Raw genomic sequence first — 17,216 nt, 5'->3', positions numbered from 1 at the left:
GAAATGAAGACAATATAAAGGAATGCAACAGATATCTGAATTTCAAGCGAGAGCGGGGATAAGATGTCGGAAAGATCTATTTTGGCTTATTTTAAAAGTCCTGAAGAAGCGGAGGGTGTTGCTCGTAAGCTCCGTGCACTTCGGGCCATTGAAATTTCCGTTGATCGCTTCAGTAGATATGGAGGCACGAGCTTTAGCTCAGGGGTAAACCCAGTGACAGGCAATGTTGCCAGAATGGACTCCATGACTGCTGAGCGTGCACACACAGGCATACTAGCTGCTGCTGATACCAGCGCCAGTGGGATGAGTCATGGCGGAGATGGAGGACCGACGGGTAGAGATATTTTACTTACGGTGATCTTGAATTCGGAGGCCCATGATCAAGCATTACGCTTAATTGAAGAAGCAGGCGGGATGATTTGAATAATAATTTTCTTAATAAGAAGGGAGACGATCGATACTATGGATAGAGAGAACTCGCAAATATTCTCAAAGACCGAGAAGATGAAAATGCTGTACGAGGCGAAGGCAGAGGACGTAGAGTTTTCAGCAGCGGAGGCAGATCTGGAGGATATCGAAGCCCAGGCCCGGGCTCTAGAAGCAGACAAACGTCAGCTGCATGAAATTATGAAAAAAGAATAGATGCTAAAAGCTAAGGCAGATACCTCACAATGTGGGGTATTTTTGCGTTCTGATGTGTATAATTAGGAGAATAGCCCAAGCAGGGGGGAGAATATGGACAACGTTATTTTATGGATAGGTTTAGCACTGCTTATCGCTTTCTTAACTTTTATGAATCAGAAGCAACTGTACTCTTCAAAAGTAAAACAGGCCTACCGTGAGCTGCGGGAGCTGACTGAAAAAGTTCGGCTGGAACGATCTGAGGCAAGCGATTTATACCGTTGGGAAGTAGAGTTAGCCGAGATGGAGAAACACCCGAACGAACTTAATAAACTGGATGCTGAGATTGGGCTTCGCCAGGCGTTTGTGATGTATTTGGAAAGACATAGTCCTCTGGATGCAAGACTTCCAAGTTTAAAGGAGGCTGCGTCCTATCAGAAGGATTCGGTATGGGGAATTAAGATCGGAGATTACGGATCCAAGAAATAAGGAAATGTACATATAAAAGACTATGTTTGCTGGACCGTTTGGTATGTGCATTTTGCAAGAGACAAATTAGTATTAATAGGAACTTGCTTCGAACCCTGGCTGGAATTACGGCTGGGGTTTTCCAAATTTATCATCACTTAGAAGTATCTCGATATTACTTGTCCCTCGTCAGAAATCGGCGTATAAACATCCGGGATGAAAGCTGGACTCTACCGAACGTTGGTGGGGTTATTTTTATTAGGAATTAGATGCATTTTAATGAAAATCATGTATTTCTCTCTGCGTGATAAGAGCGTATAATTGTTTAGATATACTTCATGATGACGCGACGAGTAACTTATAGATATCCAGGAGGAATTATTATATGGGAATGGTACACTCTCAGGGAGTTACCGATGAGCTTGTTGTCCGATCTTTAGAAAAAAATTTAGCGATTATAAGGTTTGATCTTGATCGACGAGTGGCTTATGTGAATGACGTTTTTGCTAGTTCGATGGGGTATAACAAAGAAGAGATGTATGGGATGCATCATAAAGAGTTTTGCTTTCCTCACTTTGTAAATAGCCCGGGCTATGAGCTGTTCTGGCAGGATCTTTTTTCAGGGAAAAGTGTCCAGGATAAGATCGAACGAATGGATGCAAAAGGAAATGCGGTATGGCTGGAAGCTACATATATGCCTGTCTTTGATGAAAATAATGAACAGGTCATTGGCGTATCTAAGATAGCGACTAATATCACGGATCGACAAAATAACATGAGTGTTGTGGTACAGCGGATGCAAGAGATGTCGGACAGCTTAAATCATAGAGCCGAGAAAGGCATTGAACGTAGTCAAGAACTATTGCTGAGTATCGATAAAATAGCCGAAGTATCCATTGAAAATACACAGACTCTAGCTAATCTGGAGACACAAGCGGTATCGATTCAGGGAATTGTACAAACTATTCGTAACATTGCTTCGCAAACGCAACTGTTAGCGCTTAATGCAGCAATTGAAGCGGCACATGCCGGGGAGTTTGGGCGTGGTTTTGACGTGGTTGCAAAAGAAGTTAGGAAGCTATCTTCCATGGTGCAGGATTCGATCATTCAAGTGAAAGATAGTGTGGATGCCATTACGCTGGAAATCAATAAGATCTCCAAAGGAACAAACCAGGTGCAAGAAAATATAGAAGCTAGTCAACAGCAGATTCAAATAGCCTTAGATGATTTCAATAATATCTCTTCCTCAGCCCAGGATTTAGATACACAAGCACGAGAGGTTATGAATATCATTTAATTTCTGTATGCTGTTAGCGTGAATATAAAGGAAAGCCAGTTCTCAGATTTATGGGGAGTGGCTTTTTGTGTTGCGAGTATAATTGCTATCTTTCATCTGTTATTACTAGCATCTATAGTTTATCCTCAGAAAAACGAACCTTTTCCAGAGATTGGTTGTCATATAGATATCACGGATAAGAAAGGAGGGAGAAAGATTTGGAGACTAATCGGGAATTATTCGAAGCCTACAACAAGGATGTATATCGGACCTGCTACTATATGGTGCATGACGCCGCGGATGCGGAGGACTTGACGCAGGATGTGTTCATTACCGTATTTCACACGAATCGTGAGAACGTAGAGCATTTGAAGGCTTGGATTATGAAAATAACGGTCAACCATTGCCTGAATCATTTGAAACGGAAGCGTACTTTACAACAAAAAATCTCAGACAATCTTTATTTATTTAAGAAGTCTCCTGAAATCCCTGTAGAACGATTGATTGAGCAGCGGGAGACGACAATGGAATGGGCGAAATATTTGAGCCAGCTCCCAGTCAAACTTCGGATGGTGATTACGCTTAGGTACATGCATGATTTCAGCTTGGCTGAAGTATCAGACCTGCTATCCATCCCGCTCGGGACGACCAAATCAAGGCTGCATAAAGGGCTAAAGGTATTGCGGAGAATTTTGCTGGAGGCTGGGGTTCAAATTGAACGGAAAGAGGGCGAATCTTATGAAAAAGTTGGAGAATATGCTGGAGCATCAGTTAAATGAGGGTCAAAGTGTAACATATCCTGATTTTGAAAGCATGTGGGAGAGAATTGAACATAAAAATACAACATCTTTTCACGCTCGGATGAGCAGTGGTAGCCAGAAACAGGGGAGAAACTGGAGCAAAATAGCACTTGTTTCATCGTTTTCAGTACTTCTAGCGGCGGCGCCAGTATATGCGGCAGTTCATTATAATTGGGATACAATGCTCCGTGAAAAAGGTGGTATTCAGGCGGCACTGGCACAAAACCTCGGTCAAAAGCTGGATCAATCGGTGACAAAGGACGGAGTGACGCTAAAGCTACATACCGCCATCGTGGATGAGAATCGAACGGTCATCTTATTCACATTGGATGTTGGACAACGACAGGACAGTGAAACTTGGCGTGTGACTGAGATGACCCTGAAAGGTACTGAGGGGGGAAATAGTTCTGGAGAGTACAATTATCTGAACTGGGACGAAAAGAACCAAATTTATAACGGTTATTTCGAAAGTGAATGGACACCAGAGCAGGACACCGTGAATGTTCAGCTAGTTACAAATGATATTCAGGCTTTTAGTGAACAATCGTTAGATTTGCCGCTGGATATTCACTCGACGGAGACACAGAGCTTCCCTATTGGACAGGAAGGGATGCGCAGCATAGAGGTGAAGCCATTTACCCAAGGTCAAGAGAAAATGTTATTCTCTTCAGCGATCATTTTTGATCAGCCAGAAGCAAAAGAATGGGCCTATCCAAATATTGTCGGGTACAAAAATGGAACGCTCATAAATTCGCTGCCTGGAGGTACTTTCGGTACACCAGGAGAAAAAGGGGAGTATACAGCGCAGCAATACTTTAAGGCGGAGGATGTTTCCGGTGGTCAAACGACTTATCAGCTGCAATATATGAAGAAAGAAAAAGATGTTAATGGACCACTTTCATTCGATCTTCAATTAAGTAAAAAGCAGATGGAGAGCGGGACGATAAAAACCAGTCTGAATCTGCCGCTCGAGGCAGGTGAGACTGATTACACGCTGGAGAATATGCTTGTGTCGCCTACTCAAATTCGAGTCACAGTTAGAAGTAAGGATATAGACAATGGCTTCCCTTATAAAAAGTATGCTCTTGAAGTAGCAGGCAAGACGCTTGAAGGGAATTTATGGAGATCTCCAGAGGGTGAGCCGGAGCTGACAGTGCTTCGTTTCGAACGGCCAGTCGACCTTGAAATTACGAAAGAGACTCCGATTACCTTTGTAGCTAAATATAAGGTGACTCAGCATGGCAGCTATAAAATTACCAATAATAATGATGACAAAATACCGCTTCTTTTAACGAACATCTCTCAAAAGAAACAGACGATTATCCAGCAACTCAACGGGTATCCGGTGAAGTGGACATACTATATGCAGGGATCCGATCTTTATGTAGAAACTGGAAGTGAAGATGCTCGCTTCGGTGGAATTAACCAGACACATATCGGGTTGGGTAAGGAGCGCATCCTAGGTAAACCGCTAACCGTCAATTTCGCGGGGGATGGAAACAACAAGGCCATTGATGTGTATAAGAATTTTAAAGGTACAGAAGCTACTATCTATATGTTCTACTATACAACTGATGATCCGGATAAAGAAACGAGAGTGCAGATCCAGTTATAAGAGTTAGAAGAAGCATAATTAAAGGAAATAGAATAACTTTTTTAGGGGATGAACCTTGTGTTCTTCCCTTTTTTTCGTATACAGTGAGTAGACGTTGTAAAGGTTTAGCTATGAATAATTAAAGGGGGGAAATGATGGAAGTCACTCGCTGTGCTTGGGTCAATGATGATCCTCTATATATTGCCTATCATGATGAAGAGTGGGGAAAGCCTCTGTATGGTGACCAAAAGCTGTTTGAATTGCTTATGCTGGAAGGGATGCAGGCAGGGCTGAGCTGGTACACGGTACTAAAAAAACGGGCGCGTTTCAGAGAGGTATTTGACGGATTTGATCCGAATAAGATTGTCCATTATGATGAAGCCAAAATTGCAGAGCTAATGTGTGATCCAGGGATTATTAGAAATCGATTGAAAATTGATGCTATCATTCGTAATGCGGGTGTGTATTTGCAAATTTGCGAGGAATATGGCAGCTTTGCAGAGTATCTCTGGAGCTTTGTCGGAGGTGTGCCAACTATTAATCATTGGAAGACTCGTGCAGATGTACCTGCTTCGACGGCTCAGTCTGATGAGATGAGTAAGGCATTAAAGAAGAAAGTCATGAAGTTTGTGGGTACTACAATATGCTATGCTTTTATGCAGGCATCGGGGATGGTGGATGATCATTCGCTCAACTGCTTTTGTAGGCGTAAAGAGGACGTCGCAGGTCGTTGAGCTGTAGTTTGGCGTTACACCAATAAGAAATGTTATACTATGAAGCGAATGCTTTCGAAGCGAGTTTTGCACGAAGTAAATCAATGAAGCAAATGCTCACAAAACTAAGCCTATGCTTTCGAAGCGAGTTTTGCACGAAGTAAACCAATGAAGCAAATGCTCACAAAACTTTTAGGAGGATTACATAAAGATGTTATGGCATGAAGTGACGATACATACAACAGAAGAAGCACAGGAAATGATTTCGAATTTTTTATATGAAGCTGGTGCGGGTGGGGTTTCTATCGAGGAATCCGGCACACTGAATAAAGAACGGGATACACGTTACGGTGAATTGTACGACCAACCTTTGAATGATATTCCTGAAGGGGAAGCGGTCATAAAAGGGTATTATGCCGATTCCACAGATATGGATGCTGTTATAGAAGAATTGACTCCACGGGTAGCCGAATTGCATGAGTACGGGATTGATCCAGGCAAAGCGTTGATTTCTTGGAAGACTGTGGATGAAGACGAATGGGCGCATGCTTGGAAGCAATATTTCAAACCGCTACGCGTATCCAAACGTCTTACCATTAAACCAACCTGGGAGGAATATACGCCTGAGAGTCCGGATGAAGCCATCATTGAGATCGACCCTGGCATGGCATTTGGTACTGGGACTCACCCTACAACAGCTCTGTGCCTCCGTGCACTTGAAAAGAATATTAGCGGCGGTGAAGAAGTTATCGATGTCGGCACCGGTTCAGGAATTCTGGCTGTAGGTGCGATGCTGCTAGGTGCAAAATCCGTATTGGCCTTAGATTTAGATCCGGTGGCTGTGGAAAGTGCACGGGAGAATGTAGCCCTTAACAAACTTGAATCGTCCATAACGGTAAAAGAGAGCGATCTTCTATCGCTACTGGGCGGGGAAGGCGTAGCTGATACAGCGGCTGGAGAGATGTGGCCATCCGCTAGACCTGGTCACTCACTAGAAGGAGCCGTTCCTGCTCAGCAAGAGCAAGAAGGCAGCCTTGGCGTAACATTGCCTGTACAAATTGTAGTTGCGAATATTTTGGCGGAAATCATCGTATTGTTTACGGATGATGTGTACCGCGCGCTTCAGCCTGGAGGCCTCTACATTACCTCAGGTATATATAAAGATAAAGAAGGACTTGTAGCGAACGCGCTGAAAGCGTCTGGTTTTGAGATTATTGAAATATCCCGTGAGGAAGATTGGGTGGCGTTTACAGCCGGAAAGAGGTAAAGATGGATATATTACAAAATATAATTCGAGTAGATTTAGATCAGCTTCCTTTCCTGCTCATTACAATTTTAATTGCTTTTACAGTACATGAATTCAGTCATGCTTATTTCGCGAATAAGTTCGGTGACCCAACAGCAAGATTACTTGGCCGCATGACGCTTAATCCTGCTGTTCATTTCGATTTCTTTGGTATTTTGCTGCTGCTAGTTGCTGGCTTCGGTTGGGCACGTCCGGTTCCGGTAAACCGCGATAACTTTAGTCGTCCTCGTCTCATGGGAGTCATCGTGTCGGCTGCGGGACCAATCAGTAACCTTCTCTTAGGAATTATTGGTGCTATAATATACGGTGCACTTGCGGCAACTGGAGTTTTGGAGACGATCTCGAATGATCGCGTGCTTGAGGCTGTAAATCGGTTCTTTGGCGCTTTCATTCAATGGAATTTCTTCTTGTTTCTATTCAACCTTATTCCGCTGCCGCCACTGGATGGTTATCGGATTGTGGAAGATATCGCCCCACGTTCGATCCGCGGCAAATTACAGCAATTTGAACAATGGGCTGTATTTCTCTTTTTATTGATATTGTTTATTCCCGGTCTACGGACGTATACGATTGACCCACTTGCCACGTGGGCTAGTGAAATGTCGATAACCTTTGTACAGCTGTCTCTAAGAATTTTTGGCAGCTAAGGCAAGGGATGAAGTCTGTTCAACCTTTGTCAAACATTGTATTATGTAATTTGATCAAAATTTGATAGTTAATTTTCGTCTGACCGAACCTTATATTTCTTGAAGAAACGGGTGACGTCCTTATAAGGGCGACTAAGCCGTTTCTTCAAATATAAGAAAGTATAAGTATCACTCTATACTTTATGACTTATATTTTTCGACTAAACGCTTACCGTCCTTATAAGGACGCCGAAGGCGTTTATATTTGTTACTGAATTTATGAACAGGATGATGATGAGATGCAGCGATATTTCGTTACACCGGAGCAGTTTGGTGCGGATACCGTGAGAATTGATGGGGAAGACGCCCGTCATATCGCTAAAGTGATGCGTGGTAAGGCAGGGGACAAGCTTATTGTTAGCGATGGTGTTTCCCGTGAGGCATTAGTAGAGATTGCGCAGATTGAAATTGGGGAAGTCACTGTGAACATTCTGGAGTCCTTGGAGATGACGCATGAACCTCGAATTAAAATTACAGTCGCTCAGAGCTTGCCTAAAGCCGATAAGATGGAAACTGTCATTCAGAAGTGTACAGAGATTGGTGCTGTAGGCTTTGTTCCTTTTCTGTCAGAACGCACAATAGTGCAATACGACGAGCGTAAAGAAAGCAAACGACTGGATCGCTGGCGTAAAATTTGTAAGGAAGCTGCCGAACAGGCTCATCGGAACATCGTTCCGTCTGTAGGGTCACCGTTGTCCTGGAAGCAGCTTTTGCAGACTTTTAGTGAGTATGATGCTGTTTATTTCTGTTATGAAAAAGAGGAAGGCTTACAGCTTCGAAGCAGCGTCGCTCCATGGTTAGCATCGCTTTCGCCGCAGTCTGGCGGGAAAGTTATGGTTGTGGTAGGTCCTGAAGGAGGTTTTACTCCGGAGGAATGCCTCAAGGCAGAAGAAGCCGGGGCAGTATCCGTAGGACTAGGACGGCGAATTCTGCGCTGTGAGACAGCGGGCATGGTTGCCGCTGCTTGTATATTATATGAATCTGGAGAAATGGGAGGAGCTTAAGAGATGCCATCCGTAGCGTTTTATACTTTAGGTTGTAAAGTGAATTTCTATGATACCGAAGCCATTTGGCAGCTATTTAAAAATGAAGGTTACGAGCAGGTTGATTTCGAGGGTCCCGCCGATGTATATCTGATTAATACTTGTACAGTAACTAACACAGGTGACAAAAAAAGCCGTCAAATGATCCGACGTGCCGTGCGCCGTAATCCAGAGGCCATCGTAGCCGTAACAGGCTGCTACGCACAAACCTCTCCTGGGGAGATTCTAGATATTCCTGGAGTTGACCTTGTCATCGGTAACCAGGACCGCGAACAGATCATGACACATGTGAAGAATATTGAAGCCTCACGTCAGCCGGTCAATGCTGTGCGTAATATTATGAAGACACGTGAGTTCGAAGAGATGGATGTGCCGGGCTTTGCGGATCGGACGCGTGCTTTTATGAAGATTCAGGATGGTTGTAACAACTTCTGCACCTTCTGCATCATTCCATGGTCGCGTGGACTTTCTCGCAGCCGTGATCCAAAAAGCATCGTAGCTCAAGCGCATCAATTGGTAGAAGCAGGGTATAAGGAGTTTGTACTAACGGGTATTCATACCGGAGGTTACGGTGATGATCTTGATAATTACCGTCTTTCCGATTTACTGTGGGATCTAGATAAGGTAGATGGTCTGGAACGGGTGCGTATCAGTTCTATCGAAGCTAGTCAGATTGATGAGAGGCTGCTTGAGGTGCTGAACCGTTCCTCCAAAATGTGCCGTCATCTGCATATTCCGTTACAAGCCGGTCATAATGATGTGCTGAAAGCGATGCGCCGTAAATATACGACAGAAGAGTATTACGCCAAAATGCAATTGATCCGCCAGGCGATGCCAGATGTCGGGATTACCACTGACGTTATCGTTGGATTCCCGGGTGAGTCCGATGAGATGTTCCGTGCCGGATACGATTTCATGAAGGCTGTAAATTACTCGGAGATGCATGTATTCCCGTATTCCAAGCGGACAGGTACTCCTGCAGCGCGGATGGAGAATCAGATCGATGAGGAGATCAAAAATGTACGCGTGCAGGAGCTGATTGATCTATCCGAAGAAATGCAATTAGCATATGCCCGTAAGTTTGTAGGACAGACGCTAAGTGTGATTCCGGAAAGATCCGCTAAAGGAGCTCCGGGCCGCAATATCCAGCATGGATTCAGCGACAACTATTTGCAGGTCTTCTTTGATGGAGAGGATTCACTTCAAGGAGAACTTTGTGAGGTGAAGATCACCGAAGCTGGTGTGAACGAATGCCGAGGCGAATTGGTCGGGGTTAGTCAGAGCGGTCTTAAGCTGGCTGTTCGTTAAGGAATAGACGTTAGTTAAAAGACAGCAAAGGAGCAATTCTCCGTTAATGGAGAATTGCTCCTTTGTGTGTTTGGCGTTAGCTGAGAAATGCAACCGCATAGCAGAGAAATAGCTGCTACATGGGAGAGGCATAGCTCTCTCCTAATCTTGCGGTTTTCTATGGAGATACCAGCATACTTTCGGACTCCAGGGACAATATTCTTGGAAAAATGGTACATATATTAGCAGTGATTTTGTAAAGAAGCCCAAAACTGCGCCCGTATCGTCCGAAAGGCGCGAAAAGTGAAAAAAAGGGGTATAAATACCCCAGATATCGCTGAGAAGGTGGTGCGGAGCGCCTGAAAGAGAAGCTCTCGCTTACATTCACTATTTAACTCTTTTGTGGACGAAACAGGCATGATGAATCCTCATCGTTACGCAGAAATAATGCCGCTATTCCTGATAACGAATTCTTACGAGTAGCGCCAAGAAGTGGTCAGATAAGAGACGGGGGGACCAGCAGCCACAGTAACTCATTGCTTTTGGGGTCCCCTGCATGATCAAAAAAACATCCGCAGGATCATAAGGGAAATAACACCCGTAAGTACAGTTCCCAGCAAACTCCGGGTCTTTATAGCGATCCAAAAAGTAGGGATTGCCGCAAAAAGCTCAACGTTATTAGCTATAGGTGAGAATTTTCCATCATTTAAGAGGATCTCCTGACCTATTAGTGCCGCCATAACAGAGATAGGAACATAATTTAACCAGCGCATTCCCCATTCAGGCAATTCGAATCGGCTTAGAATCATTAATGGAACCACCCTTGGAATGAAGGTTACCAAAGCCGCCCCTAGAATAATCAAAAATACATCCCATCTCACTTCCATTTTTCAAGCACCATCCCTACTGTTGACGCAATGACCGTTGCAATAATGACACCCACACTACCGGAGAATACGAAGGAGCTAGCTACAGCGATGATTACTGCTAGGATTGCGACAACTAAATCAAGTTTTATTTTATTACGATCAATCATGGAAATAACAAGGATGCCAATGAACATGGCAGGTAAAGCAAACTGTAGACCGAATTGATCTGGATCAGAAATCCACTGTGCCAAAAAAGCTCCTGCTATATTCGCAATAAACCAATTTAAATAGGCAGTGAGATTAAGGCCATGCATCCATTTTTCACTGATTTGTTGCTTATTCACTGTTTGATTAATAGCAACTCCAAAGGTCTCATCTGTCAGCAGGGTTCCAACCAGCATGTTTCTCAGTGGGGTAAGATGCCGGAAATAAGGTGAAAGAGCTGCACTAAGCAAAATATGACGAAGATTCACGATAAATATCGTAACGATAATAGCAACAGGCGAGCTGCTTACAGCTATCATTCCAGCAGCTATAAACTGTGCTGAACCGGCATAAAGCATCAGACTTATCAAGGCAATCTCAGCAATGCTCAGCCCGGCGGTCTTTTGAACAACACCTGCTGCAAGTCCAATGCTCAAATAACCGAGTAGTGTGGGAATGCAATCTTTTACCCCTTTAAGGAAGCTATCTTCCTCGTTTGGAGTAGGGATTGTCTCTAGTTGAAAGTTCTCTATACTCATCGTAGCCCCCTTGGTTCAAAAAAAGAATGTAGTAGCTAGCATATTACTTCCTAATATATTGATCAACCCTTCACCTGATTATCTAGTCTGAAAGTCCTGAATTTGGCTTTATGGAGTTATAGGGTAAACACTTGGTGTACAATTGTCGATATAAGTAAAAGAGTGTGGGGATAAACCACCAAACGACATTATAACCTAAGGGAGAGAACAAATGACTGTGTACAGGAAAATGACGAAAATGCTCCTCATCATGATATTGTTAGCTACTGCGGTTTTTCCGGTAAGTGTCTTTGCAGCTGCCGGCGATATCAACTCGATTGAGTTTGAAAGCTCAGCAAAAGTGCAGCTTACGGTTGGACAAACGCCAAAGCAACTGAAGGTATATGCGAATGTGGAAGGGTCCTCCTCCAAAAGAGATGTGACTGGTGCAGTGGTATGGAATTCTTCTAACACTAACGCTGTAAAAGTAGTAAATGGCTTATTGACTCCAATAGATAGCGGAAAGGCTATTATTACAGCTACTTATAATCATGCACTCGCTACTATAGAAGTAGAGGTGTCACATCCGATCAAAGAATTGAAGCTTGAATATAGCTCCGAAGGGAACTATAAATTGGGTGACGAAGAGGATAAACTGTTGGTCAAAGCCAATGCGATTGGTGGCGAAACAGCGATTTCTGCCAAGGATGTAACGGCTGATACCACTTGGAGCAGCTCCAATACAAGCGTATTGACGATTGCAGAAGGTAAAATCACACTGGCGGGTGAAGGTACCTCAACCATTACTGCCAAATACAAGGATCTAACAGCAACCTTTAAAGCTGTAGTCAAATTGCCTTATTCTGAAATTGAGCTTAAAAATGATAAGGGCATCGTAATTAAGGAAATTGAAATGCTCGTTGGCGATAATCCGGTGAAAGTAGCTGCGTTTACCAAAGAGACTACAAAGACGACCGCAAATGATATTTCAGAGAAAGCGGAATGGTCTTCTTCTAATACAAGTGTCGCTACTGTAGACAAGGGAGAAATCAAAGTACTGTCCGCAGGAAAAGCTGTAATTACAGTATCTTATCTGGGGATTACACAAACTGTGGATGTATATGTACGTGCTCCTTACGAGGCGTTATTGCTTACTCCATCAGGCGATCAATTCTTGTTTATGGGTGAGAGCTTGAACGTTAAAGCAGAAGTTCGAGATGCTGCGAATTCCACTCCGAATGTATCCAGTAGTGCAGTATGGAGTTCGGACAACCAACTCGCGGCGACGGTTGCTGCGGGTACTGATGCTGCAGCGATCACCGCAAAAGCAGTGGGAACATCGGTTATTAAAGCAGAGTACAGAGGGATTAGTAAAAGCTTTAAGTTGACGGTATATCCTACGATTACTGAGTTGGAAGCTGATAAAAAGGAACTGGACATGTACACAGAGGATTCCGTTAGTTTGCCAAAGGTCAACGGAACCAAGCTAGATGGAACGAAGCTGGATCTCAGTCAAGAAATCGAGTGGACTTCTGCCAACGATGAGATCGCCACCATCAAAGAAGGCAAGCTCGTTGCTGAAAAGGCTGGTACTGTTAATATTGTCGGCAAAATCAAATCGGAGAATCCTACCTCCTCCAAAGCGGCTATCCGGGAAAAAAGTGTTGTAGTGAGTGTTACAGTTAAAGATAAGGTTCATATTTTGCTCGGACCAGAGGAAAACGTTGTGATTGTTACTGGTGAAGAGAAGGCTGTTCCTGAAGTCAAAGCTGTGATGGAAAATGGGAATGAACTCGATGCTACAGGTACTATGGAATGGGAGATTACCGGTACGAATGCAATTATCAAGACAACCTCTTCCGGCAAGGTAATCAAAGGACTGGTGAAGGGTTCTGCCACTTTAAAGGGAACCTACGCTAATAAGACTATTAGTATCCCAGTTACTATTGAACAAAAGGTTACTAAAATTGTTGTAGAACCGAATGCGATTGAATTGAATATTAAAGGTTCTAAATCCATAAAGGTAACGGCTTACTACTCTAATGGTAAGACGGGGAATATCTCTAGCAGCATGAATTGGGAGTCCTCGAATGAAGCAGTTGCCACGGTTAAAAGTACATCTGTTAAAGCCATAACAGAAGGAACTGCGACGTTATCAGGTTCTTACCAAGGGCTCGCTGCTAGTGTCAAAATTAATGTAGTTCCTAAGCTATTGAAGTTGACTGTCAACGAAAATAGACTGAAGATGGCTCCGGGAGCTGTTCAGAATGCGGTTGTGATTGCGCAGTATGATACGGGGAAGACCGCTATTGTTACTGGAAGTGCGGCGTGGACTAGCTCTAAGCCTTCTGTAGCTAGAGTATCTGCTAGCGGTCAGATTGTAGCTGTGAGCAAAGGAACGGCATCCATTAAAGGAAAGATTGGCACCAAGACAGTGACGGTAACCGTTACTGTGAAATAGATAAAGCAAATCATATAATAACTCTATAAGTGGTCTGGGTCTGCAAAGCCAACATTAATGTTGCTTTGCAGATTTTTTTATTTTAATCTATATTAATTCCGACTATTCCGATGTATAATTACATAAAATAAAAAAGAAGCGTTGGGGGAGATGAAAATATGGCAAAACAAAAGGTATTATCGATTAAGACGATTGTTGCGATTGGTATCGGTTCTGCTTTATTCGTTATTTTGGGCAGGTTCGGTTCGATTCCATCCGGAATTCCAAACACTAACATTGAGACTACATACGCTTTACTGGCATTGTTCGCACTGTTGTACGGTCCGTTTGCCGGATTACTCATTGGCCTGATCGGACATACACTGAAGGATGCGATTTTTTATGGTTCCCCTTGGTTCAGTTGGGTGATCGCTTCTGGAATTGTTGGGCTCGTTGTTGGTCTGCTTGTGGCTAGAATTGGGATTCATGACGGGGAGTTCGGACGAAAGGAACTGATCCGTTTTAATCTGGCCCAGATTGTAGCAAACGCAATCGCCTGGTTCTTAGTAGCTCCTGTACTGGATATTCTAATCTATGCAGAACCAGCGAATAAAGTATTCACACAAGGACTTATCGCCGGAGCATCCAATATAGTCACTGTAGCAGTGATTGGCTCACTACTCGCAATTGCATATGCAAAGACAAGAACGAAGCAAGGCAGCTTGACCAGAGAAGCCTGAGTAGCATATAATCCAAACCAAAAGCCGGTGGAGATCACCGGCTTTTTTATGGCTGTAAAACATATAATGGAAGTGAAATTCTTCAAACGAAGCTAAGAGGAAGGTCAAGGATGAAAAAAGCAGTGATTGAATTTAAGGATTTTAGTTTTCAATATCGAGCACAGCAGGAGCCTACACTCACAGATATCAACTTAACGATTGCCGAAGGGGAGAAGGTACTTATTGTGGGACCCTCTGGTTCTGGAAAAAGTACACTGGCTCATTGTATAAACGGACTCATCCCTTTTGCCTATAAAGGTGAAATGTCTGGGTCATTGAGAATTATGGGTCTGGAGCTGAAAGAACTTAGTATTGCAGCATTGTCGGATCAGGTAGGGACTGTATTGCAGGACCCGGACGGACAATTTGTTGGATTAACGGTTGGAGAGGACATCGCCTTCAGTCTGGAGAATCACGCGGTTCAACAGGCCGAAATGATAGAAAAGGTAGTGGCTGCGGCAACAGCCGTGGATATCCACGAATATTTGGGAGCGTCACCTCAGGAATTGTCAGGCGGTCAGAAGCAAAAAACGACCTTAGCTGGTGTTCTGGTTGGTGATGTGGACATCCTGTTGTTTGATGAGCCTTTGGCAAACTTAGATCCATATACCGGCACAAAAGCGATTGAGCTTATTGACCGAGTGCAAAAAGAGACCGGTAAAACGGTTATTATTATCGAGCACAGGCTCGAGGAAGTACTTCACCGTACGTTGGATCGCATTATTGTGATCCATGACGGACGCATTGCGGCGGATATGCCAGCCGCTGAGCTATTAAGCACTCGCTTACTTTCAGAAGTAGGCATTCGGGAACCTCTCTATTTAACGGCTTTAAAGTATGCAGGATGTACGATTGCATCAGATATGAATCCACAGCATATAGATGAAATTCGGCTGGACTCTTGCTCCAGCAAGCTTGAGTACTGGTATGATAATAATAATTCGCAGCAGGATAAACGTGAGAGTCTACCTATCCTTGAGTTACATGATGTTTCATTCGGTTATGAGAAGAGCAGACCAGTACTTCATAAACTTAACCTTCTTATTCATAAAGGAGAAATGGTCTGTATAGCTGGGAGAAATGGTGCTGGGAAATCCACGGTATCTAAGCTTATCTGTGGCTTTTATAAGCCCACTTCCGGTTCGATATTGATGAACGGAAGGGATATTGCCAAGGATACGATTAAGGAGCGGGCAGAGCGGATCGGTTTCGTGATGCAGAATCCTAATCATATGATTTCTAAGACGCTTTTATATGATGAGGTTGCGCTAGGCCTTAAATTACGAGGGGTGTCTGAGGAGATTATTCGTGAGCGAGTGCATCATGTTTTGAAAATATGCGGTCTATACGCTTTTCGTAGCTGGCCTATCTCTGCGCTCAGCTACGGACAGAAGAAACGTGTGACTATTGCTTCTATTATGATCCTGGAGCCGGAAGTGATCATATTAGATGAGCCGACTGCAGCACAGGATTATAGGCACTACAACGAAATGATGGAATTTCTTTTGACGCTTCGGGAACAGGGAATGACGGTCATTATGATTACACATGATATGCATCTTATGCTGGAGTATGCCGATAGAGCTGTAGTGTTGTCTGATGGTGTTAAGCTTGCTGATGATAGTCCTGAGCGAGTATTAACCAATATAGAAGTAGTGAGGAATGCTAATTTGAAAGAGACCTCACTATTTACATTGGCTATGAGGGTCCAATTGGATCAGCCAGAAGAGTTCGTAAGAAGATTTATTGCATACGACAGGAGGAGCCGGGGCGGATGAAGGCCACAATGTTAACTTTTACGAAGCAAGATTCACCTATTCACCGTCTTACAGGCGCTACTAAGCTGATTTTATTTATAGTGTGGTCTGTGACAGGGATGATTACATATGATACAAGATGTTTAATAGTGATGCTATTATTTAGTTTGATTGCCTTTAGAGTCTCTAAAGTTCAATTTCAGGATTATGCTTTCGTGCTATATTTTATCCTGATCTTCTTTGTGCTTAATCATATAGCTATCTTTATTTTTTCTCCTTTGGAAGGTGTAAAGGTTTACGGTTCACGTCATGATATTGTTCATCTTGTAGGTCGGTATACCGTTACATATGAGCAGCTATTCTATCAATTAAATATTGCCCTTAAGTATGCAGTAGTCATTCCTATGGCACTGTTGTTCCTTCTAACGACAAATCCTAGTGAATTCGCAGCATCTTTAAACCGGATTGGTGTGAATTATAAAATTGCATATTCTGTATCGCTTGCGCTGCGGTACATTCCGGATATCCAAAGAGATTATGAGAATATATCGTTCTTTGCTCAGGCACGGGGAATAGACATCTCTCGAAAAGAAAAGCTGCCTAAGCGGCTTAAAAATATCATTTCGATTCTAATGCCCTTGATTCTGACTAGCATTGAGCGAATTGAGAATATTAGTACGGCTATGGAGTTACGTGGCTTCGGAACTAATAGAAAACGGACTTGGTACAGCAGTCGTCCGTTCTCAAGAAATGACTATATTGCTTTAATCTTATTCGCTCTGATCGCAATATCTTCGACGGTAATCACTTTTTACGATGGATCGCGGTTTTATAATATTTTCGATTGAAGTATAA

General features: G+C 43.4%; 17 protein-coding genes. 15 read left to right on the top strand and 2 right to left on the bottom strand.

Features of this window, described 5'->3' with window-relative positions; genetic code table 11:
- Nucleotides 1-63: 63 nt before the first annotated feature.
- The 11 genes from PAENI_RS28905 (at nt 64) to mtaB (ending at nt 9,815) form a co-directional block, all read left to right on the top strand.
- Complete coding sequence (locus tag PAENI_RS28905) at nt 64-423, top strand: hypothetical protein (protein ID WP_149647630.1); 360 nt, start codon at nt 64-66, stop codon at nt 421-423.
- Between the two features lie 39 nt (nt 424-462).
- Entirely contained in the window at nt 463-642 is a 180-nt protein-coding gene (locus PAENI_RS28900) for a YfhD family protein (RefSeq protein WP_042130382.1), read from the top strand.
- A gap of 93 nt (nt 643-735) precedes the next feature.
- Nucleotides 736-1,110, top strand: coding sequence for a hypothetical protein (locus PAENI_RS28895; protein WP_149647629.1), 375 nt, complete (start codon nt 736-738; stop codon nt 1,108-1,110).
- Nucleotides 1,111-1,474: 364 nt separating this feature from the next.
- Nucleotides 1,475-2,386, top strand: a complete 912-nt coding sequence (locus tag PAENI_RS28890; RefSeq protein ID WP_149647628.1) for a methyl-accepting chemotaxis protein — start codon at nt 1,475-1,477, stop codon at nt 2,384-2,386.
- A gap of 197 nt (nt 2,387-2,583) precedes the next feature.
- On the top strand, nt 2,584-3,144 hold the full coding sequence (locus tag PAENI_RS28885) for an RNA polymerase sigma factor (protein ID WP_076299677.1): 561 nt from the start codon (nt 2,584-2,586) through the stop codon (nt 3,142-3,144).
- Nucleotides 3,104-4,780 carry a DUF4179 domain-containing protein gene (locus PAENI_RS28880; protein WP_149647627.1) on the top strand — a complete coding sequence of 559 codons (1,677 nt, stop codon included), beginning with the start codon at nt 3,104-3,106 and terminating at the stop codon, nt 4,778-4,780. The genes PAENI_RS28885 and PAENI_RS28880 overlap by 41 nt, the downstream gene beginning before the upstream one ends.
- A 134-nt stretch (nt 4,781-4,914) precedes the next feature.
- The gene (locus PAENI_RS28875; protein ID WP_149647680.1) at nt 4,915-5,493 is read left to right on the top strand and encodes a DNA-3-methyladenine glycosylase I; all 579 of its coding nucleotides are present in this window, start codon (nt 4,915-4,917) and stop codon (nt 5,491-5,493) included.
- A 190-nt stretch (nt 5,494-5,683) separates the two neighbouring features.
- Nucleotides 5,684-6,739, top strand: a complete 1,056-nt coding sequence (prmA, locus tag PAENI_RS28870; protein WP_076284801.1) for a 50S ribosomal protein L11 methyltransferase — start codon at nt 5,684-5,686, stop codon at nt 6,737-6,739.
- A gap of 2 nt (nt 6,740-6,741) precedes the next feature.
- On the top strand, nt 6,742-7,425 hold the full coding sequence (locus tag PAENI_RS28865; RefSeq protein WP_076284800.1) for a site-2 protease family protein: 684 nt from the start codon (nt 6,742-6,744) through the stop codon (nt 7,423-7,425).
- A 278-nt stretch (nt 7,426-7,703) separates the two neighbouring features.
- Entirely contained in the window at nt 7,704-8,468 is a 765-nt protein-coding gene (locus PAENI_RS28860) for an RsmE family RNA methyltransferase (protein WP_042190982.1), read from the top strand.
- A 3-nt stretch (nt 8,469-8,471) separates the two neighbouring features.
- Complete coding sequence (gene mtaB, locus PAENI_RS28855) at nt 8,472-9,815, top strand: tRNA (N(6)-L-threonylcarbamoyladenosine(37)-C(2))-methylthiotransferase MtaB (RefSeq protein ID WP_149647626.1); 1,344 nt, start codon at nt 8,472-8,474, stop codon at nt 9,813-9,815.
- Between the two features lie 539 nt (nt 9,816-10,354).
- Here the strand turns inward: mtaB and PAENI_RS28850 are convergent.
- Entirely contained in the window at nt 10,355-10,681 is a 327-nt protein-coding gene (locus tag PAENI_RS28850) for an AzlD domain-containing protein (protein ID WP_149647625.1), read from the bottom strand.
- Entirely contained in the window at nt 10,672-11,406 is a 735-nt protein-coding gene (locus PAENI_RS28845; RefSeq protein ID WP_149647624.1) for an AzlC family ABC transporter permease, read from the bottom strand. The genes PAENI_RS28850 and PAENI_RS28845 overlap by 10 nt, the downstream gene beginning before the upstream one ends.
- 229 nt (nt 11,407-11,635) lie before the next feature.
- On the opposite strand from PAENI_RS28845, the gene PAENI_RS28840 reads away from it, so the two are divergent.
- The 4 genes from PAENI_RS28840 (at nt 11,636) to PAENI_RS28825 (ending at nt 17,209) form a co-directional block, all read left to right on the top strand.
- The gene (locus PAENI_RS28840; protein ID WP_262495770.1) at nt 11,636-13,846 is read left to right on the top strand and encodes a hypothetical protein; all 2,211 of its coding nucleotides are present in this window, start codon (nt 11,636-11,638) and stop codon (nt 13,844-13,846) included.
- A gap of 158 nt (nt 13,847-14,004) precedes the next feature.
- Entirely contained in the window at nt 14,005-14,565 is a 561-nt protein-coding gene (locus tag PAENI_RS28835; RefSeq protein WP_042190972.1) for an ECF-type riboflavin transporter substrate-binding protein, read from the top strand.
- 110 nt (nt 14,566-14,675) lie between these two features.
- Nucleotides 14,676-16,382 (top strand): ABC transporter ATP-binding protein, encoded by a 1,707-nt coding sequence (locus PAENI_RS28830; protein WP_149647622.1) that lies wholly within the window; start codon nt 14,676-14,678, stop codon nt 16,380-16,382.
- Complete coding sequence (locus PAENI_RS28825) at nt 16,379-17,209, top strand: energy-coupling factor transporter transmembrane component T family protein (RefSeq protein ID WP_188114732.1); 831 nt, start codon at nt 16,379-16,381, stop codon at nt 17,207-17,209. The genes PAENI_RS28830 and PAENI_RS28825 overlap by 4 nt, the downstream gene beginning before the upstream one ends.
- Nucleotides 17,210-17,216: the final 7 nt, after the last annotated feature.

Origin of the sequence: Paenibacillus sp. B2(2019), assembly GCF_008370385.1 — a bacterium.
Taxonomy (GTDB): Bacteria; Bacillota; Bacilli; order Paenibacillales; family Paenibacillaceae; genus Paenibacillus_AQ.
The sequence above is the reverse complement of the archived record's forward strand: the minus strand, read 5'-3'. Positions and strand labels throughout refer to the sequence as shown.